This window comes from Thomasclavelia sp. (genome assembly GCF_047249845.1).
Classification (GTDB): Bacteria; Bacillota_I; Bacilli_A; order Erysipelotrichales; family Coprobacillaceae; genus Thomasclavelia.
In genome coordinates, this window is the sequence record NZ_JBKTWO010000030.1 from 1 (window position 1) to 20,847 (window position 20,847).

The following is a 20,847-nucleotide window of genomic DNA, read 5'->3' on the forward strand; positions in this document are numbered from 1 at the left end:
AAAGCTTTATTGTTACCACGCGCATAGCACGTGGTTTTTGTTTCACAATAAAAAAGAAAAAGGCTTTTTAGCCTTTAACTTCTGGTTTGTTTTTTTTCTCATAATAATTTCTTACTAACATTTGTGTTTTTCTAATATGATGTTGAATCTTTTCTTTTGCTAATTCTTTATCACGGGCTAAAATCGCTTCATATATTTCACGATGCTCTTTAGCTGCTGATACCAATCGATCCGGCTGACGAATTGAATGTCTAGACGTTACATGAATATAATAATTTATATCTGTTAGTAATTGTTCAAAATACTTTGATTGGGTACAACGATAGATAGCTTCATGAAAAGCAATATTAATTTCATTAAACCTTTCTTGATCACCTTTTTCGGCATAAAACTCCATTAAATCATATACTTCCTTAATTTTTTTTAGTTCTTCATCATTTATTCTTTCTATCGCCAACTGAATAGCTAAACCTTCTAATGCATAACGAATTTCAAGCATATCATCAATATCACGATGTGAAAATCCTAGAACATATACTCCTTTATTAGGAATACTTTTAACTAAACCTTCCAATTCTAGTTGTTTTAAAGCTTCACGAATTGGTGTTCTTGATATATTTAGCTCCCTAGACAATGCTACTTCATTAAGCTTTTGTCCTTGAGTATACTCCTCATTTAAAATTTTATCACGAAGTACCGTAAAAATCTTATTACCAAGTGAGCCATGTCCTGTATTTTCTAATAAATTTTTTGCCATAATTTAACCTAACTTTCTTATAATCGCAGCTGTAAATTCATCAGTTGAAGCATTACCACCTATATCTGGTGTTACAGTAATTCCTTCTTCAACTACAGCCGCTAAAGCATCTCGTAATTTATTAGCATCTTCTAATTTCCCTAATGCCTCTAACATTAATGCAAACGCTAATAATAATGCACTTGGATTAGCGATACCTTTACCAGCGATATCCGGAGCACTGCCATGAACAGCTTCATAAATTCTAAATTCATCACCAATATTCCCACTAGGTGCAAATCCTAAACCACCAACTAATCCAGCACATAAATCAGAAACAATATCACCATATAAGTTTGGTGCGACTAACACATCAAAAGTTTCTGGACGAATTACTAATTGCATACACATGTTATCAACTATAACTTCCTGTGGTTCAATTTCTGGATAATCTTTGGCAACATCCCTAAAAGCTTCCAAAAATAAACCATCTGTATATTTCATAATATTTGCTTTATGAACTGCAGTAACTTTTTTACGACCATTGTTTTTAGCATATTCAAAAGCATAACGACAAATTTTCTCACTTGCTTCACGAGTAATCAATTTTATTCCATTTGCCATATTTGGATTGATCATATATTCAATCCCTTTATATAAATCTTCTGTATTTTCACGAATCATCACTAAGTCAATATTTTCATAGCGTGAATTAATTCCTTTGAATGATTTAATTGGACGAACATTTGCATAAGTTGCAAACTGTTGACGTAAAGCAACATTGACACTTCTAAACCCCGTTCCAATCGGTGTTGCGGTAGGACCTTTTAATGCCCATTTATATTCTTTAATTGCATCAACTAACCCTGGTTCAAATACTTCTTTAGTTGTAGCTGCATATTCTGCTCCTGCCTGATATTCTACCCATTCAATATCAAGCTCCATCGCTTCAGTAATATCAACAACACTTTTTGAAATTTCCTTACCTATTCCATCACCTGGAATCAATACAGCTTTCATTAAAATTCCCCTCCTAATTCTTTGATTGCATTTAATAAACCACCATAATTGATCATCACCTTTTCACGAGGTGATAAAGTCAATGATGCTTCAATTGATTCCTCAGTAGTTTCATTAATTACTTTTACTTTACCGTTATGTTCCACAACTTCTTTAATATCTACAATTTTATAATTGTCTTGATCATTAAAGAAATCTTGATCTTTAGCTTCAATAACTAAAGGTAGAATACCATTATTAATTAAATTAGAACGATGTATTCTAGCGAATGATACCGCAAAAATTGCTTTGATTTTTAAATAATTTGGTACTAAAGCCGCATGTTCTCTTGAACTTCCTTGACCGTAGTTATCACCACCAACAATAAAACCACCATTATTAGCAATTGCTCGATTATAAAATTCTGGATCTACTTTACTAAATGAGAATTTAGCCAAATGTGGCACATTTGAACGATATGGTAATAATTTACTATCTGAAGGAACAATATGATCAGTTGAAATATTATCACCAACTTTTAAAACAACTTTACCAGTGATTTCATCTGTAATTTTATCTCCACGTGGAACCGGTTTAATATTAGGTCCCATATACACTTCATTATTTTCATCATATTCATCAATGAAGAAATTTCCATTTTTAATAAATGGTGTATTTGGTACTTCATCTAAATACATATCGTCTTCAAATTCTTCAGACATATAACCTTTAATTGCACTTAAAGCCGCAATTTCTGGTGATACTAGGTATACACTTGCATCATTTGTTCCCGAACGTCCCTTGAAGTTACGATTAATTGTTCTTAATGAAACGCCTTTTGAAAGTGGCGCCTGCCCCATCCCAATACATGGTCCACAACCACATTCAAGAATTCTTGCCCCAGCTTGAACCATATCAGCCAAGGCTCCATTTTGTGAAAGCATCGCCAAAATAGAACTTGATCCTGGTGCAATTACTAAAGAAACATGGTCAGCAACTTTACGACCTTTTAAAATCTTAGCAGCTTTCATCATATCAGCAAATGATGAGTTAGTACAACTTCCAATCACCACCTGATTTACTTTCATTCCTTCTAATTCTTTTACAGGTACTACCGCATCAGGACTATGAGGTTTAGCAGTCATTGGTACTAATGCACTTAAATCAACATCTAATTCTTGATCATATGTAGCATCTTCATCAGCTTTCATTTCAATATAATCATCAATTCGTCCTTGCTGTGCTAAATATTCTTTTGTTCTTTCATCAGTTGGAAAAATCGAAGTAGTCGCTCCTAGTTCTGCTCCCATGTTACAAATAGTTGCCCGATCAGTAAGTGAGAGTGAAGAAATTCCATCTCCAGTATATTCGATAATTTTATTAACGCCACCTTTAACCGTTAATTGTTGAAGAATATATAAAATAATATCTTTAGCACTTACCCAAGGTGCTTTTTTTCCAGTTAAATTCACTTTAACAACACTAGGACATTGCAAATAATATTTACCTGTTGCCATAGCCACTGCGACATCTAATCCCCCTGCCCCAATAGCAATCATTCCCATTGCTCCACAAGTAGGTGTATGAGAATCTGAACCAACTAAAGTTTTTCCTGGTTTTGAAAAGTTTTCTAATTGTAATTGATGACAGACACCATTTCCTGGTTTTGAAAATACAATTCCATGTTTTTTAGCAACACTACGGATAAATTCATGATCATCCATATTCTCAAATCCTGTTTGCAACATATTATGATCAATATATGCCACTGCTTTTTCAACTGCAACATGCTTGATATTCATAGCTTCTAATTGAAGATATGCCATAGTTCCTGTAGAATCTTGTGTTAATGTTTGATCGATCTGAATTCCTATTTGCTGACCAGCAACAAGCTTTCCATCTTTAAGTTTACTGCTTAAAATTTTATATGCTAAATTCATACCCATTGCGATATACCCCCATTTTTCTTATATTGCATACAATTATACAAAAAAACAATCTTGATTACAACCCTTTGTATGAAATTTTACATAAGATGTTCTAAAAAAGAAACATTATTTTTAGAACTATTAAATTTACATATTAATAACCATAAAAATATGTTAAAATACATGCGGTGATAAAAATGTTAATTGAATGTTCAAATATAACAAAATCTTTTCAAGGAATTCCTTTACTAAAAGATATAACTTTTAAAATTGATGATCATGATAAAGTCGCAATCATTGGCGTTAATGGAGCTGGAAAAACTACAATACTTAAAATCATTTCAGGTGAAGAAGAATATGATGGCGGTAATCTTTTTTGTAATAAAGAACTTTCTTTAGGATATTTAAAACAACAGCATGATCTAAATATGAATAAAACTGTATATGAAATCGGATTAGATGTATTTGCTCCTTTAATCATTATGGAAAATAAATTACATGAGCTTGAATCTTTAATGTCTAGTGATCACAGTGAAAAAATATTAAGTGAATACGATAGATTATCACATGAATTTCAAGAATGTGACGGCTATAGTTATCCAAGTAAATTAAGTGGTGTTTTAAAAGGCCTAGGATTTAGTAAAGAAGAGCAAAATTATAAAGTATCAATGCTATCCGGCGGACAAAAAACCAGATTAGCATTAGCTAAGATGTTATTACAAGAACCAAAATTATTATTACTTGATGAACCTACTAACCACCTCGATAGTAAGGCAATAAATTTTTTAGAAGGATATTTAAAAAATTATCCTCACGCAGTTATAATCGTTAGTCATGATCGTTATTTTATTGACCAGGTTTCTAATAAAATAGTTGAAATCGAAAATGGTAAATCTAAAACTTATAAATGTAAATATGATGAATACTCTCTTTTAAAAAAGAAACAACGTGCAGTTGATTTAAAACATTATTTAAATCAGCAAAAAGAAATTAAAAGAATTCAAGAAAGTATTGATACTTTAAAATCATATAATCGTGAAAAACAAGTAAAAAGAGCAGAGTCCAAAGAAAAACAATTAGCAAAAATAGAACGTATTGAACGTCCAGAAAATTTACCAGATACTATTACTATTAATTTCAAACCTAAAAGAGAATCAGGTTTTGATGTTTTAAAAATAGAGGATTTAGCTGTTAAATTTGAAGAAATATTATTTAAAAATATTAATATTGATATAAAAAAACAAGAGCGTGTTGCCCTTGTCGGTGAAAATGGAATTGGTAAAACAACTTTATTTAGAACAATTTTAAATGATCTTATTCCTTATCAGGGAAAAATAAAATTTGGTAGTAAAGTAGATTTAGCATACTATGATCAAGAGCACCAAACATTATCAATGCATAAAACAATCTTTGATGAAATTAGTGATAACTTTCCCAAAATGACTAATACAGAAATTCGTAATAGTTTAGCTTTATTTAATTTTAAAAGTGAAGATGTCTTTAAAGAAATATCTCTTTTATCAGGTGGTGAAAAAGGCCGAATCATCTTAACAGAAATTTTATTAAAGCAAGCTAATTTATTGATTTTAGATGAGCCTACTAACCATTTAGATATTGCATCTAAAGAAGTCCTTGAAGATGCTTTAAATCAATTTGAAGGAACTATTTTCTTTATTAGTCATGATCGCTATTTTATCAATAAAGTTGCTACAAGAGTTATTGAACTAACTAATAATAAAGCTATAAGCTATGATGGTAATTATGATACATATTTCAATAGTAAGAATATTGTACAACCAGTAAAAAAAGATAATATTGATTATTTAAACATGAAACAGCAAAATGCATTATATCGTAAACAGCAAAATAAAATAAAAAAAGTAGAAACACAAATTTCTAACTTAGAAAACCAAATTAATATATTAAATAATCAATTGCAAGATGAATCAGTATTAAATGATTATCAAAAATACAATCAAATCAATGATGAAATTAGTTCATTAGAAAATCAGTTAAACGAACTAATTGAAGAATGGGAAGCCCTTCAATAAAGGGCTTTTTTATATTTTTTTAACATTCAATATACAATAATTTTCATCTACTCCAGAACCCTCACAATCAATATAATTAACCTTTACAATACAATTAACCTTATTATGATCATCATGTAAAGATACTAAATCACCTGTTTGAATACCTTCTTCTTTACAAACTATTAAATGACTTATTGAACCACTATCTATCATATTAAAACTTTCACTATCAACTAATAAATCTATCACAATAATACCCCTTTCAAAATACTTAGTAAAATAATTTTTACTATGTAGTCAAAATCAGTTGATTAATTTTCTACCATCGATTTTAATTTCAATCGTTTGATCGTGATAATCTTTTGCCAACATATCCTCCCTTTCTAATTCTTCTTTTCTTTGAACCCATATTATCCAAAGAGGATATACGATAAACCTCAGAGTTACAGCTATTGCTAAAAGTCCTAGTGTAATAGATACCCCTAAGATCAATGGTTTTATTGACATATTTTTAACCTCCATTTTGATTATCTACTCTATCTATATTCATGAAATACTATTTTATGCAATTAACTAAAAGACTACCTATTTAATAAACCATATATGAATTAAATTTTTTGTCTAAACAAAGCATAAATATAAATTATTTTTACAGTTATAAGTTCTATAATATCCCTCTAATATTTGATATAAACAAATAAAAAGGAATTGGATCAAACCAATTCCTTAATCATTATCCTCTTCATATTTAATAATCTCACCAGTATCTGCATTTACCTCAATCTCATATTCTTTATTACCATTTTTGATTTCAATTTCATACTTCTTAATACCATTATCGTCATCATAATCTAGTTCACTTTTAGTTAAATAACCCTCTCCAACACGCTCTAAAGCAATTTGCTGTGCTTGTTCAATAGTAATTGATGTATTTGTCGGTTCATTCGGAGTTACCGTACCATCAACTGAATTAGAATTTGTACCTATATAATCGTCATCTTTTTCTGTTTTTAGAACTTTTCCACTATTTGCATCTATTTCTACCTCATATTTTTCAGTATCTGTAATAATTGTAAAATCATAGTAACTAACTCCATCATCTCTATCTTCTTTAGCTTTTAAAACCTTTCCTGCTACTTCTTTTAAAGCAATTTCTTGAGCTTCTTCTAAAGTTAAAGCATTAACTTTTTGACCACATCCAGCCAAAATAATTATAAATAAAACTAATAACATAATTTTTTTCATTTTTCTGTCCTCTTTTCTAATAAAATTGTAAAAATTGTATATTCATTAATAATACTTTCAACACTAATTTCATAACCATAATAACTGCAGATTCTTTTAGCTATCGCTAAACCTAATCCAAAGTTATTATTACTTTGACTTCGGGCTTCATCAACCCGATAAAAGCGATCAAAAATATACGGAATTTTTTCTTTGGCAATACCAATACCATAATCCTTTATTTTTAATGCAATACCATCATAAGTTATTTCTATACTACATTTATCCTTTCTAGAATATTTAATAGCATTATCAATTAAAATTATTAAAAGCTGTTTTAAATGTTCAGGACGAATCCATACTTTTACATTTGAATTTAGATAAACATTAAAATCAAACTCAGGATGTACTTCTTTAAAATCACTAATCGTATCATTAATTATAAGCGATAAGTCAACTGGTTCTTCACAATTAGTATCCATATCCCTTGTTAAATGTAATAACTCATTACATAATTGAGCTAAGCGTTCAACTTCTTTGCTAGTTATTTCAAGCGAATTACTTAATATCAAGGGATCATCTTTGCCCCAACGTTGAAGCATATCAAGATTCCCCTTAATTATTGCTAGTGGCGTCTTTAATTCATGGGAAGCATCACTTACAAACTGATTTTGTTGCAATAATGAACGCTCAGCTTGAGCTATCGTCTCATTAAATTCTTTTCCTAACAAAGCCAATTCATCATCTCCTTCGATAACTAAACGATGATTCAACCCCTCATTTTTAATTCTTTGAATATTCTTTGTAAATTGATCAACAGTTTGAAGAAATCTTTTACTAATCATGAAACCACAAATTATACTAACAACCAAAGCTACCACTAATAATATTACTAATAACACTATAACTATTCCTGCCACAGGTGTAATTAAATCCTCATCCATTGCATAGATTCGACCAATAATTAACATATAATATCCCATATAAAGAAGCATTATAAAACTAAAGACTACGATTACAGTCATGATAATACCAGAAGTGCTACTAATTAACTGTTGACGTAACGACTTTAACTTCATGATAAGCAGTACCCAACACCACGAACTGTTTCAATTTTAATACCAGCTATTTTATTCCTTAAATAACGGATATACACTTCTACCACATTAGTTGATACCTCATCATCAAAACCCCAAACTTCATCTAAAATCATATTCCTACTAACAACATTACCACCATTTTTAACTAATAACGTTAATAAATCAAATTCAGTTGTCGTTAGAAATACTTCATTTTCTTTAAAATAAACTTTACGCTTACTAGCATCAATTCTCACATCACCATAACTATATTCAAGTACAGTTTTTTGAATATTCACTCTTCTTAGTAAAGCGCTGATTCGAGCCAGTAACTCTTCCATTGCAAATGGTTTTGCTAAATAATCATCAGCTCCAACTTGTAACCCATTTACTTTATCCATTACTTCATCTCGAGCAGTTAACATGATTATTGGGGTTTGTTTAACTTCCCTTAGTTGTCGACATAATTCAATTCCATTAATTCGTGGTAGCATCAAATCCAACAAAATTAGATCATAGTCATCTTTCAAAGCCATCGATAGTCCACTTTCGCCATCAAATGCTTGACCACATTGATACCCTGAATGAGTAAGCTCGAGTTTTAATAAATCTGACATATTTTTTTCATCTTCAATTATCAGTATTGCCATTTTTATCTCTCCTTATATTCATAACCAATAATATTTCCACTTTTAGCATCAATGCTAACTTCAATATGTTCTTGTTGTTGATTTTCTATTTCAATCTCATAAAATATTTTCATCTTTTCATATTCTATCTTAGAAGATATGATCGTTCCTGGAAACAGTCTTAACGCTACTACATGAGCCTCACTTTTAGAACAATTAATATTATTTAAAGTTGTATGTAAAATGTAAATTCCAAATCCTATAACAATTACAACTAATAAGATTGCAATGGTAATAATTTGTTTTTTATAATTTATTATTTTTTCCATCTATATCTTCCTTTCATCTATATCATAACCTATTTTTAATTATTATTGCTTAAAGAATGATAATAATAAAATAAGAATTTTCTCATTTTAAAAAAATTAAATAAAGATATAAATTAAAAACTGAGATAATTATGAATATTACTATAATCGGTTTTATTGTTGGTAATTTATCAATCTTTACTTATAAATGAGTGATGAACTTAAATGTATCACTAGTTATCAAATACGTGATTATACTAATAATCTCTTAATGTCACTTTAGCTAGTATCGTAATCTCTGCTATTCTCTACTCTAGTTCAGCATTAACTACAATTTCATTTAGTTTAGTTTGAGCTGGATTAATGCGTTTACAACAAGCTATTGGAGCAATTATTGATATAATAGTTCTAATAATTTTTGCTCAATTAAGTAATTGGGTTAATCTAATTTTAAACGGCTGTAAAGAAATGTATATCGCTCAAGCACATTTTATTTATAATATTGCTTCTACGATTCTTTCATTCTATTTATTAGATACTGAGTACCTTTATTTAAAAAAACTATTCCAGGTAGTGATCACCATAATACTAAAATTGAGAATATTAATGTTTCTTTAATTGTTAGACCCCTAGTTGGGGCATAGAAAAATACTTTGCGAATGGGACGTAATGTTATTGCAAATATAAATTTATCATATAAATATTTAATTTCAAAAGCCATGAAGATTATGATAAGATAATTGAGGTTAAATCAAGTAAGTATTTATTAAAAATTAATCAGAATCTTACTTTTGCTAAAAAAAAGCTAATGAATATCTAAAGAATTATCAAATTATTAAACTAAATTTATTAAAGTATAAAAGGCAGTGTTAATAAACCTATTTATCAGTTTACAACACTACCTTTTTTTATTTTATTATCCATTGATCTGCATATTCTCTAAAAAATAAATCTACATCTCTTACTGACCTTTTACCATCTATATTATACATTACTCCAAAACCATCTAGTTTATCATCTGTATAACTTAAACAAACAAAATAATGATCTTTATATACAAATCTTATCATATCATTAAATTCTATAAACTCAAATTTTTTTGTTAAATCATCTTTACTAGTATTCAAAAAATCAACCGTTCCCTCAGAATCAGTTATAGCATAAATCTTTGGTCCAATAGTTCGTGTAAATAAATATATTATATCCTTGCGATCAGTTTCTGTGTAACCAAGAGCTGTTATATCACTATATGTTGATGTAAGCAATTGTATTTCTAATGCACCAGTTTTAATTACCGGTTTATTGCCGCTAACGCCAAAATAACAGCAATAAAACCAATGAATACCTTTTTCATAATATTATCTCCCCTATAAATATGTTTTTGTACTTAACATATCCTTGAGTATTGAAAAGCAAACTTAAATACGTTAAAAATACTATATCAAATGTTATTGTCATATACAATTATTTTTATCTTCAGGTCCTGATTCTTACACCAACAGCTTAATAACTATTGTTAAATAAAGAATCCCAACTATACCTTAATAATTATCTAGAGTATTTTAATACTCAAATAAAAACAGTATCAAAATAACATACATTTTTAATCAATTTCACAAATAATATTCCTTTTGTTATTTATATTAAAGTTGATGAGGTCTTTTAGACCTCATCAATTTCATCTATAATATTAAAATAATACATAGTAGATAAATAAAAATTTATTCATTCTTTAATATAACCCCTCTCTTTTAACCAATCATTCATGTATGTTGAGTTTGAAGCTGCTTCATTAATAAGTTCTTTAGCTTTAATTAAATTATCAGCTGGTATTACTAATAACGCATCCTTTTTTATTACCTGCTTTACTTTATCATCAACATTTTCATCAATAATTATGCCACATACTAACATATCCCATGACTTCGATGCAGCAATTATTTCACATATTGAATCCTTATTCCCTATCCCTATACTTGTATATATAGAGTTATCATAAAATTCACTATAAAAGAATCCATTAAGGTAATCGAAAGAACTTTTAGAATTATAATATACATCCTTTTGTGTGAAAATACTAAAATCATTTACTAAAATATTACCTTGAATAACATCATTTTTATTATTAAGTAAGTAATCAAGATTTTCCCCTATAACTTCTACTTTAACAATTTCATATTCACCTTCAGCTAAATCATAGACTAAACACCCTTTTGTAGATAAATAAAAATTTTTTTCTGCAGGATTATAGTAAGCTTTGATCAAAAATTCTGTCATTCCTAGAGTAACAATAATCGCAATTAGTATAGTTGCATATAAAATATATTTTTTTATTCTCATATTATTCCAACACAAAATCTTTACTTCCTATGCGGACTTTAATTGCACTTTCCAAAATTCCACCTATTCCTGTCCCAGTAATAGCCTTAGCATCCGGGGAGTTATATGAAGGCGTTTTAAATGTCTTATTATAAGTATATATGCCAGGAGTTGACTTGTGTAGTAAGTCACTGTAATAAAACCATGTGATATCCTGCAACAATGCTTTATGTGTTCTTGCCCCGAGTAAATAATCCACCCCTACTTTAACATAAGTGAACTTTGTATCAGAAGTGTATCTAGGAGCAGCACTAGCTTTATCACCGCTTTTTGCTGTTACTGTTGAACTGTTACCAAGTATAAACTGAAATAATGTAATTCCCGCACTACCAAAAGGCACAATACGGTCCAACAGATTCCCCGCACCATATACAAGTAATTCATTCGCAAATTTTGCTGATAAAGAACCTGTTTTTATATCAACCATACCAAAAGAATTTGTTACATGTACATTCCAATCTTTTAATGTATACCCTTTATATGTCCTTATATTACTCAAGGAACCACTAGAACCAAACATGCTTATCTTAGATTCAGGGGAATATACAGTAACCTTCGCCTCTTTGTTTTCACTAAATACATCTGCAATATACTTTGAAACCTCCTTAGGAATATTATATTCTTCAGCTACATTATCTAATGAATCTTTTTCTACCTCAAAAACCATTGAATAATTTGTATTTTGTATATCACTTGCATTATAATCAGCTGCATAAGTAATCGTAACTGTAGTATAAAGCATAATTGTTGATAAACAAAATGCAATAACTTTTTTTGCTTTTCTCATAATCATTTTCAAATAATATATATTGAATACTTTATGATATATATTTTCCCTTCTATTAACCTTTATCTATGGTTAATTATTGTAGACTTGCAGTATTCATCAAAGTTAGATATGTTTTTATAAATTCAAATTTATATTAATAAATTTTACTGCAGACAATTAACTTATAAAATTTGAAACAAGAAATAAACATCTAGAATAATACCTCTCCTTTATTTAACAGCTCATCAAGTTCTAAATATGGTATTACTTTTACAAATATATTAATCAAATACTTTAAATACCCTATGATAGAACGAAAAAAGACTACTAAAAATTATTTTAATCTGTTTATAATATAGCTATATCTTAACTATATATTATTATATCTTTTCAATTAAAACAATATCTCTGGCATGAATGACATACTTTTGGCACGAATAACTTCTTTAAGGATAATTAAATACAATTATCAAAAAGTTACAATTAAAATATTGACAATAAAGTTTTCTTTTTTTATGATGTTAATAACAAAGTATTTTATATAATAAAAACTCAAACAAATATTTTCTTATTTATATATGTTTTAGTTTATAATATATTAGAATAATTTTAATTATTAATACTACAAATCATTGGGAGAGAACATAATCATGATAATTGCATTAATTGATAGTAATAATGAAGAATTAGAATTTACTAATTCTTTAATCAAAAAGGAAATACAAAAGTATACTTCTAACTTTATTATTGAGAAAATAGATAATCCATTAATATTAGATTTAAATAAATATTATGATGTTTTATTTTTAGAAATTGAAATGTTAAAAGATGGTATTGAGCTAGCTAAAGAATATTTTGAATACCATAAAAAAACCAAAATTATCTTTATCAGTAATAGTGTTGAACGAGTATTTGATACATTTGATGTTCATCCGTTTTATTTTATTAAAAAGGAATATTTAGAAAGTATTATTTCAAAAGTTATTAACTCATTAATTAATAAAATAGGTGTTGATAATACTTGTATATCTGTTAAGACTGATATTGGTTTAATTGATATTCCATTAAATGACATAAAATATATTAAAAGTGATAAACACTATTGTTTATTCTTTACAACAAATGAAATGTATAAAGCTCGTGATACAATTAATAATATTATTCCAAAAATATTAAATAAAAATTTTTCACAGATTCATAGATCAATAATAATTAACTGGTACTATGTTAAAGAATTTAAATACAATACAATTAAAATAGATCAAGATTACTTACCAGTAAGCAGAACTTATTTACTAAAGTGTAAGAATGATTATCAAACTTTTATTAAAAACAAATCATAATTACTACATTTAAAAACACCTTTAAAGGTGTTTTTAATCATATACAAGCGCCTCTTGAACAACACTTTGCTTTTTAAAATACACTTGTGTTTCCATAATAACTTCTTTTCTTAAACCAATTAGACCAATTAAATTAGGAATTGCCATACAACCATTAACAATATCCGCTAAAATAAAAATAAATTCCAATGACATAAATGGTCCAATCGCAATAAAAACAATGTAAATAAATTTATAATAAGGAATCGCTTTTAGCCCTTTTAAATAATACATACATCTTTCACCATAATAATTCCAGCCAATAATCGTAGTAAAAGCAAAGAAAATCAAACCAATATTTACAATATATTTACCTATTATTGGAATAAATAAACCACTACTAAATGCCTGTGAAGTCATTGCAGCACCTTCTAATCCACTTGTATGACTATTAGTTAATAAAATAGCAATTCCTGTCATTGTACAAATAACGACTGTATCAATAAAGGTTCCCGTCATTGAAACCAAACCCTGTTCTACACATGAATTGGTTTTAGCAGCTGCTGCAGCTATTGGTGCACTCCCTAAACCACTTTCATTTGAAAAGATTCCCCGACTAATCCCTTTTTGCATTGCCATTCCAAGTCCTCCTCCTAATGCAGCTTGAGGATTAAAGGCAGATTCAATTATTAATCCAATTACCTGAGGAATAACATTGAAATGAGTGATTAATATGATTATAACTCCTCCAATATAAAGTAAACACATTAAAGGTATTACTTTTTCTGCCACATTAGCAATCCTCTTAATTCCTCCAATTGTAATAAAAGCAACTGCAATTGTTAACAATATAGCAGTAATAAGTGGTGGAACATTAAACGATAGCTCCATTGCATCAGAAATAGACTTAACTTGAGTAAATGTCCCAATTCCTAACAATGCTACAGCTACACCAAAAAAAGCAAAAACTTTAGCTAGCCATTTACTACCAAGTCCCCGTTCAAGATAATACATTGGTCCACCAGCCATTTGATTATTTTCATCTTTTACACGATATCTAATTGCCAATAAACCTTCAGCATATTTAGTTGCCATTCCAAAAAAAGCTGAGATCCACATCCAAAATAAAGCACCTGGTCCCCCTGCTGCTATTGCAGTAGCAACACCAACGATATTTCCTGTTCCAATCGTTGAAGAAAGAGCTGTACATAGAGCTTGAAAGCTGGATACATCCCCTTCATTATTATCTTGCTTTTTAAAAATACAAGAAAAAGCTAGTTTTAATTTAGTTAGTTGTAGTAATCTAAGCTTGTGTGTAAAATAAATACCTGTTCCTAGAAGCAAACAAATTAGTGGCATTCCCCATACCATTTCATTAATCCTTGTTAAAAACTCTGTAATAAATTGCATAAAAAAACTCCTTCTTAAAAATAAGCCGGAATTAATAATGAAAAAACTATTCATCCCACTGTCCTTTTACCTGAGAGTTTCACCTATAAATAGGTTTGCTCCTTCGGTGCTTAATTTAATAAGTCTCTCCAGAGGTTCGTCCAATAGCGATCCTTTTACCTGAAATCTTTAATTCTTCGGTGTTCAATTAGAATCTCTTTCGCCATTATCATCCGATATATACAGATGTATTATACGTTATTTATATATAATTGCAAACGATTTTTATTATCTCATATATTTTTATCCAAAATAACGGGTAAAGAACATTATCTGCTCTTTACCTAAAAATAAAATAATTCTTCAAACTTTTTATCTAATGCAATGCATAGGATCAATGCTAATTTTGCAGTAGGATTAAATTGTCCATTTTCAATTGAACTAATTGTATTTCTTGATACCCCAACCATTTGTGATAACTGTAATTGTGATAATTGCTTTTCATTTCTTACTTCTTTTAAACGATTTTTAAGTTTTAATTCTTCTTTCACCTTTAACCCCTCTATACTATAAATACACGATATATCCCAAATAACAATCCTAAACAAAAGAAAATACCCACAATTAAATGCCATCGTTTACGTAAATAATAGTATTTAAAAGCATATTCACTTGCAAGGCCTAAAATCAATGTCAGGCTAAAAAAGTCATCTATTGAAATAGTTATGCTGCCAAAAGAGATATAACCACTAATAACTCCCATATCACATAAAATAACACCAATTAAAATAATAATTGCCATAATAAAATAACTTAATTTTTCTGCCTCATTTTTATTTTGTAGTTCTAATTCATCACCTCTACTATTATCATTTTTACTTTTTAATAAAATATCGTCCTTATCCATACTATCATCTCCTTTAATGACAAGTTTTCTTTACACTTATATTATATCATTAAAAAATATAAATAAATATTTTTATAACACTTTTGTTAATATTATTTGTAAAAAATATACTTCTCTACTATAATAACAAATATGAAAAAGTTAAAATATTTTATTCCTGCAATATGTTGGACGATTTTTATCTTTATTATGTCACATACTAATGGTAATGACTCATCTAGTCAAAGTAACTTTATTGCTAAATTAATATTAGAATTTATTAATATTGATCATAATACTTTAACATTTATGATTAGAAAAATAGCTCATATGAGTGAATATGCAATTCTTTTATTATTTATTTACTATGGCTTATATAAAACAAGTACATATAAATATCTCTTATCAACAACTTTATTAATAACTTTTATTTATGCCTGTAGTGATGAAATTCATCAATTATTTATTCCTGGTCGTAGTGGTCAATTAATTGATGTCTTAATTGATACTAGTGGTGCATTGATCATGATATTAATCATCTATTTGTGGCAAAAAAGAAAGAAATCTAATTAATAGATCTCTAAAGTTTTCTAGATCGTTTTAGTATCAGAAATATTAAGCCATCTATGATATATCAACAATTATATTAATTATGCTCTTAAATTTGTTTGTTCATTAACTGTAAAATATTTTGTTGATAATAACTAATATCCTTTATATATAAATCAAAAAACATGCAGACATTAGTATATTTATTTTTATCTAGTACACACTATTAATAGGTGATAAAAATGAATGATGACGTAAAATTATTAAACTTTATTTATCAAAATTCACAAATGGGTGTTGAAACGATTGACCAATTAGAAAAAATTGTAGAAGATAAAGATTTTAAAAAATATTTAAAAGAAAAGTATGAGGGTTATTGTAAGATTCATAAAGATGCTAAAGAAAAATTAAATAGTCATGGGTATGATGAAAAAGGTATTAGTTCTTTTGAAAAACTACGTACTTATCTAATGATTAACATGCAGACATTAACTGATAAATCTACTACTCATATTGCAGAAATGATGATGATTGGCAGTACCATGGGAATTGTCACTGCTATTCGTAATTTAAATGATTATAATAATGCTGGTAGTGATGTTATTAAATTAATGGAAACACTAAAAGCATTTGAAGAAAAATCATATAATGATTTACAAGAATTTATTTAAAAAGCCTATGGCTTTTTTTTATTATTAGGAATTTTAAATGACTCGAAAATGTTCCTATCTTATGGTTTATCTGAGGTATCCAACTATATTATTTAAATATATATAAAGTAATTTCTTGTTTTATACAGATATGCAACTTAACTTAAAAAATAGAAAGATGATTCAAACATATGAAGTTTTTTCACTAATTTCACATAATATTTCAAATATTTAACACTATGATCATATGTTAAAAATACAAAAAAACAGATTTAATAAGCAATGTCATTAAGTTAAGCTTTTTATGACATTGTGGAGTACATGAAAATGTACCCTTCTTTTTTTATTTAAAAATATTGACATAAGTGGATAAGTGTGCAGGCTATTATCAATCTTTTAATTGATAATAGCCCAATTATTTATAGGTATATTCTGGAGGTGCAACATGAATAACTATAAACACTTAAAAAACGTATTGGATTACAATATCAGAAAAATGGCTGAGGTCCGTTCTATTTTCTGTCAGAACGCTGAAACTGATTTCATTCGTAACAGAAAGCTTACTTTTGAGACAACTATAAAGAATATTATATGTATGGAAACAGCTTCTTTAAAAGATGAACTGTTAAAACTTAATGACTATTCTATTGAAACACCAACTGCTTCTGCTTTTATACAGGCAAGAGATAAAATTAAAGCTGAGGCATTTAAAACATTGTTTGATAATTTCAACGCTAAAACTCATTGCGATAAACTGTATAAAGGATATAGGTTTATCGCGATTGATGGTAGTGAACTGCCTATAGATAATTCTATACTCGATAAAGAAACTACTTTATTGAAACATGGTGGAAAAAACCAGACATATTCTGCATATCATTTAAATGCCAGCTATGATTTACTTGAGTGTACATATGATGATCTCATTATACAAGGCAAGGCAGAAATGAATGAAAATGATGCATTCTGTAAAATAGCTGATAGATATAAAGGCAATAAAGCTATCTTTATAGCGAATCGTGGATATGAGTCATACAATGGGTTTGAACATGTCAATAAAACTGGAAACAAATATTTAATAAGAGTTAGAGATATAGACTCACGACACTCAATAACTCAATCTTTTGGTCCTTATTCTGATGAAGAATTTGATTTAGATGTTTTTAGAATGCTTACTTTAAAACAAACTAATATGACTAAAGTGTGTAAACAACTATATAAGTTTGTACCATCAAATGCGAGATTTGATTTTATGTCAAAAGAAGATCCATGGTATGAGCTTAATTATAATCAATTAAATTTAATTTTTGAAAAACCGGCTTTTGTAATCTCATGAAAATACCCATCATTGGTCCAAATAACAGTACTCCTATAATCGTCCCCTCTCTAATTGCTAAGGGAACTCCTGTAACAAAAACAATTATTACAACCAATATTACTGATATTATATCAACACCCTGACGCAATACATGAAACTTTTTACCAGATATTTTACTAATTGCCATACAAGCACCCTCTAATGCAAATGTAACAATATCAAGAACCATTACCATCCCTACAGAAAAAGCACTAATTATATACCCTAATACCAATAAAAAAACATTTATCCAATATTCAGTTACTGTAAAATTATCATATATCTGGTACAACATAAAATTAATAATTACCCCTAATAATATACTTACTGGAATTTGTAAAAATTGTATTATTTTAAACTTTTTTCTAAGCACAATGATTTGAATAAGAATACATAAAAAATTAAAACACATTCCTACTGTCCCTACCTCAATACTTGTAACAGAACTTCCTGTTTGTGCTAAAGCATCCCAAGCTCCAACCCCAATTGCTGCTTTAAGAGTTAATGCTGAACTACACCCTACAATCATGACCCCAATTACTAATACGACAATTTTTCTAAACATTTTCTTAGTACCTCTCTATATATAGGCAATATTATAGCGGTTTCATTTATTCAGTCAATATTTTTATAAGCGTTTTCAAAAATAGAAATTTATATATATAATAATTTTTTCATTTACTTAGCTATTTATATAAAAATCCTAGGTATCATTTTAACCTAGGATAATTTTTAAAATAATTCAACTTCTTTAATTACATCTATTAATTCACTTAAGTTATTAATAACAAAATCTGCACCTGCCATTAAATAAGCTTCTTTTACCTTTGCTACAACACGAGTACGTTCATAATCACTTAATAATTCAAATTCTTTTTCATTTAATCCTAATAATGAACTCCCTTCAATTACACCAACTACAACAACTCCCGCATTAGTCCCCTCTTGAATGTCTGAAATAGTATCACCAACTTTAATCACATTTCTTACACTACTAATATTTAAAGTCATCATATTTTTAAAGATCATATAAGGATAAGGTCTACCTATATTATTTGTTGAATCAGGAGAATACCAACAGTCTGGCACATATCCTTGTTTTTTAGCACTTTTTAATACAGGAGCCATCATCATATCTGTATACCCTGTAGTTGAACCTATTTTAATCCTCATCTCTTTCAATTTTTTAACAGTTTCTAAAACATATGGTTTGACTTTAGTATGATTAACTATTTGAGACATTAATGATTTTTCAAATAACTTATAAATTTTATTTACATCCTCATCATTAAAATCACGGTTATATCTTTTTATAAATTCCTGATTAATTGAAGGCATTTTTAACATTGTTTTAATATGATCAATTTTTAATTTACCCATTGGTTGCCTGATCTGATCATTTGTTGGTTCTAAACCATAAACATTAAAAGCATCTTTAAAAGCTTGAACTGGAGCAAAACAGCCATAATCAACAGTTGTTCCTGCCCAATCAAAAATTACAGCTTCAACTTTACCCATTATTCTACCTCCGCTAGAAAATCTTTAATAATAGAACATAGATTTAAAATATCTGATTCATAGATTTCACCAATATTTCCTATCCTAAATGTTTTTTCTGTTGTTAATTTACCTGGATAAATTGCATAACCACGCTCTTTAATATAATCATACATCTCACTAAAGACAAAATCTTTATTTGGATAATAAAATGTTGTAATAATAGGTCCTTGATAAGCTAAATCAACATAGCTATTTATCCCCATTTCCTCCATTTTTTTTATCAATAAGCGATTATTATCATAATATCGTTTACTACGTGCTGCAATCCCTCCCTCTTGAATCAATTCATCAATAGCTTTAGAAAAAGCTAAAACAACATGGGTTGGTGAAGTAAAACGCCATTTACCATCTTTATCCATCGTCTGCCATTGATCATATAAATCTAATGACAAGCTACGTGCTTTACCTTTACTAGCAATTAATAATTCTTTATTAGCAATCACAAATGAAAACCCTGGAACTCCCTGAATACATTTATTAGCGCTACTGATAATAAAATCTATCCCTAACTTACCAACTTCTATATCAATCCCACCAAAACTACTCATAGCATCAACAATAAATACTTTATTATTTTCTTTTACAATTTTTGCCACACTTTTAATATCATTTAAAATTCCTGAAGTTGTTTCACTATGAACCATTGCTACATGAGTTATTGTATCATCATTATCTAATACTCTAGCTATTATTCCAGCATCAGGATTTTCATTCTCTGCAAATTCAATCATTGTATGATCAACATTAGCATGTTCACATATATTTTTCATTCTTTTACCATAAGCTCCATTAGCTACAATCAATAGTTTTTCATCCTGACCAATTACACTAGTAATTACTGATTCTACTCCAAAAGTACCACTTCCTTGCATTAAAACAACTGTATAATCATTTTTATTTACATGAGCCAATTGCAATAACTGATCTCTTATTTTCAATGTGATCTTTTTATAATCATCATCCCAAGTACAGTGATCAAATAACATCTCCTGCTTTACTGCTGCACTAGTAGTTAATGGTCCTGGGGTTAATAACTTATAATCTTTCATT

23 protein-coding genes and 1 riboswitch are annotated in these 20,847 nt (G+C 28.4%); of the genes, 5 read left to right on the forward strand and 18 right to left on the reverse strand.

Annotated features, from left to right (window positions below; all coding sequences use genetic code 11):
• Positions 1-67: 67 nt before the first annotated feature.
• The 3 genes from ACLR9T_RS08700 to ACLR9T_RS08710 are packed head-to-tail and all read right to left on the reverse strand — an operon-like array spanning position 68 to position 3,681.
• A complete protein-coding gene (locus tag ACLR9T_RS08700) occupies positions 68-757 on the reverse strand; it encodes a GntR family transcriptional regulator (RefSeq protein WP_413109152.1) in 690 nt (229 codons plus the stop codon).
• Positions 758-760: 3 nt separating this feature from the next.
• Positions 761-1,756, reverse strand: a complete 996-nt coding sequence (locus ACLR9T_RS08705) for an isocitrate/isopropylmalate dehydrogenase family protein (RefSeq protein ID WP_413109153.1) — start codon at positions 1,754-1,756, stop codon at positions 761-763.
• Positions 1,756-3,681: an aconitate hydratase gene (locus ACLR9T_RS08710; RefSeq protein WP_413109154.1), complete on the reverse strand. Its 1,926-nt coding sequence runs from the start codon at positions 3,679-3,681 to the stop codon at positions 1,756-1,758. Before ACLR9T_RS08710 ends, ACLR9T_RS08705 begins: the two co-directional genes overlap by 1 nt.
• Positions 3,682-3,860: 179 nt before the next feature.
• Between ACLR9T_RS08710 and abc-f the strand changes: the two genes are divergently transcribed.
• Complete coding sequence (abc-f, locus tag ACLR9T_RS08715; RefSeq protein ID WP_413109155.1) at positions 3,861-5,714, forward strand: ribosomal protection-like ABC-F family protein; 1,854 nt, start codon at positions 3,861-3,863, stop codon at positions 5,712-5,714.
• A 9-nt stretch (positions 5,715-5,723) separates the two neighbouring features.
• Here the strand turns inward: abc-f and ACLR9T_RS08720 are convergent, their stop codons facing one another.
• The 9 genes from ACLR9T_RS08720 to ACLR9T_RS08760 form a co-directional block, all read right to left on the reverse strand.
• Positions 5,724-5,945 (reverse strand): hypothetical protein, encoded by a 222-nt coding sequence (locus ACLR9T_RS08720; RefSeq protein ID WP_413109156.1) that lies wholly within the window; start codon positions 5,943-5,945, stop codon positions 5,724-5,726.
• Between the two features lie 54 nt (positions 5,946-5,999).
• The gene (locus ACLR9T_RS08725) at positions 6,000-6,203 is read right to left on the reverse strand and encodes a hypothetical protein (RefSeq protein ID WP_413109157.1); all 204 of its coding nucleotides are present in this window, start codon (positions 6,201-6,203) and stop codon (positions 6,000-6,002) included.
• 219 nt (positions 6,204-6,422) lie between these two features.
• Positions 6,423-6,941 (reverse strand): PepSY domain-containing protein, encoded by a 519-nt coding sequence (locus ACLR9T_RS08730; RefSeq protein ID WP_413109158.1) that lies wholly within the window; start codon positions 6,939-6,941, stop codon positions 6,423-6,425.
• Positions 6,938-7,999: a sensor histidine kinase gene (locus tag ACLR9T_RS08735; RefSeq protein WP_413109159.1), complete on the reverse strand. Its 1,062-nt coding sequence runs from the start codon at positions 7,997-7,999 to the stop codon at positions 6,938-6,940. The genes ACLR9T_RS08730 and ACLR9T_RS08735 overlap by 4 nt, the downstream gene beginning before the upstream one ends.
• Complete coding sequence (locus ACLR9T_RS08740; protein WP_413109160.1) at positions 7,996-8,649, reverse strand: response regulator transcription factor; 654 nt, start codon at positions 8,647-8,649, stop codon at positions 7,996-7,998. The genes ACLR9T_RS08735 and ACLR9T_RS08740 overlap by 4 nt, the downstream gene beginning before the upstream one ends.
• Before the next feature lie 2 nt (positions 8,650-8,651).
• Complete coding sequence (locus ACLR9T_RS08745) at positions 8,652-8,957, reverse strand: PepSY domain-containing protein (protein ID WP_413109161.1); 306 nt, start codon at positions 8,955-8,957, stop codon at positions 8,652-8,654.
• Between the two features lie 887 nt (positions 8,958-9,844).
• A complete protein-coding gene (locus ACLR9T_RS08750; protein ID WP_413109162.1) occupies positions 9,845-10,201 on the reverse strand; it encodes a hypothetical protein in 357 nt (118 codons plus the stop codon).
• Between the two features lie 460 nt (positions 10,202-10,661).
• Positions 10,662-11,276, reverse strand: a complete 615-nt coding sequence (locus ACLR9T_RS08755; RefSeq protein ID WP_413109163.1) for a hypothetical protein — start codon at positions 11,274-11,276, stop codon at positions 10,662-10,664.
• 1 nt (position 11,277) lies between these two features.
• Positions 11,278-12,102, reverse strand: coding sequence for a hypothetical protein (locus ACLR9T_RS08760; protein ID WP_413109164.1), 825 nt, complete (start codon positions 12,100-12,102; stop codon positions 11,278-11,280).
• A 632-nt stretch (positions 12,103-12,734) separates the two neighbouring features.
• Here ACLR9T_RS08760 and ACLR9T_RS08765 point away from each other — a divergent pair.
• Positions 12,735-13,427 carry a LytR/AlgR family response regulator transcription factor gene (locus tag ACLR9T_RS08765; RefSeq protein ID WP_413109165.1) on the forward strand — a complete coding sequence of 231 codons (693 nt, stop codon included), beginning with the start codon at positions 12,735-12,737 and terminating at the stop codon, positions 13,425-13,427.
• Positions 13,428-13,460: 33 nt separating this feature from the next.
• On the opposite strand, the gene ACLR9T_RS08770 is transcribed toward ACLR9T_RS08765, so the two are convergent.
• From ACLR9T_RS08770 to ACLR9T_RS08780, 3 genes are all read right to left on the reverse strand, one after another.
• Complete coding sequence (locus ACLR9T_RS08770; RefSeq protein WP_413109166.1) at positions 13,461-14,816, reverse strand: alanine/glycine:cation symporter family protein; 1,356 nt, start codon at positions 14,814-14,816, stop codon at positions 13,461-13,463.
• A gap of 48 nt (positions 14,817-14,864) precedes the next feature.
• Positions 14,865-14,958, reverse strand: a riboswitch (glycine riboswitch).
• A gap of 181 nt (positions 14,959-15,139) precedes the next feature.
• Entirely contained in the window at positions 15,140-15,346 is a 207-nt protein-coding gene (locus tag ACLR9T_RS08775; protein WP_413109167.1) for a helix-turn-helix transcriptional regulator, read from the reverse strand.
• Positions 15,347-15,357: 11 nt separating this feature from the next.
• Complete coding sequence (locus ACLR9T_RS08780; RefSeq protein ID WP_413109168.1) at positions 15,358-15,702, reverse strand: DUF6442 family protein; 345 nt, start codon at positions 15,700-15,702, stop codon at positions 15,358-15,360.
• Positions 15,703-15,834: 132 nt separating this feature from the next.
• Here ACLR9T_RS08780 and ACLR9T_RS08785 point away from each other — a divergent pair, with 132 nt between their 5' ends.
• The 3 genes from ACLR9T_RS08785 (at position 15,835) to ACLR9T_RS08795 (ending at position 18,216) form a co-directional block, all read left to right on the forward strand.
• Entirely contained in the window at positions 15,835-16,254 is a 420-nt protein-coding gene (locus ACLR9T_RS08785; protein ID WP_413109169.1) for a VanZ family protein, read from the forward strand.
• 218 nt (positions 16,255-16,472) lie between these two features.
• On the forward strand, positions 16,473-16,901 hold the full coding sequence (locus tag ACLR9T_RS08790; protein ID WP_413109170.1) for a hypothetical protein: 429 nt from the start codon (positions 16,473-16,475) through the stop codon (positions 16,899-16,901).
• Between the two features lie 424 nt (positions 16,902-17,325).
• Positions 17,326-18,216, forward strand: coding sequence for a transposase (locus ACLR9T_RS08795; RefSeq protein ID WP_413109171.1), 891 nt, complete (start codon positions 17,326-17,328; stop codon positions 18,214-18,216).
• Here ACLR9T_RS08795 and ACLR9T_RS08800 read toward each other — a convergent pair.
• The 3 genes from ACLR9T_RS08800 to ACLR9T_RS08810 all read right to left on the reverse strand — a co-directional run bounded on the left by ACLR9T_RS08800 (position 18,161) and on the right by ACLR9T_RS08810 (position 20,846).
• Complete coding sequence (locus ACLR9T_RS08800; protein ID WP_413109172.1) at positions 18,161-18,802, reverse strand: YczE/YyaS/YitT family protein; 642 nt, start codon at positions 18,800-18,802, stop codon at positions 18,161-18,163. The two genes, ACLR9T_RS08795 and ACLR9T_RS08800, sit on opposite strands and share 56 nt — an antisense overlap.
• 167 nt (positions 18,803-18,969) lie before the next feature.
• A complete protein-coding gene (gene phnX, locus ACLR9T_RS08805; RefSeq protein WP_413109173.1) occupies positions 18,970-19,755 on the reverse strand; it encodes a phosphonoacetaldehyde hydrolase in 786 nt (261 codons plus the stop codon).
• Complete coding sequence (locus tag ACLR9T_RS08810; RefSeq protein WP_413109174.1) at positions 19,755-20,846, reverse strand: 2-aminoethylphosphonate--pyruvate transaminase; 1,092 nt, start codon at positions 20,844-20,846, stop codon at positions 19,755-19,757. The genes phnX and ACLR9T_RS08810 overlap by 1 nt, the downstream gene beginning before the upstream one ends.
• Between the last annotated feature and the right edge of the window lies 1 nt (position 20,847).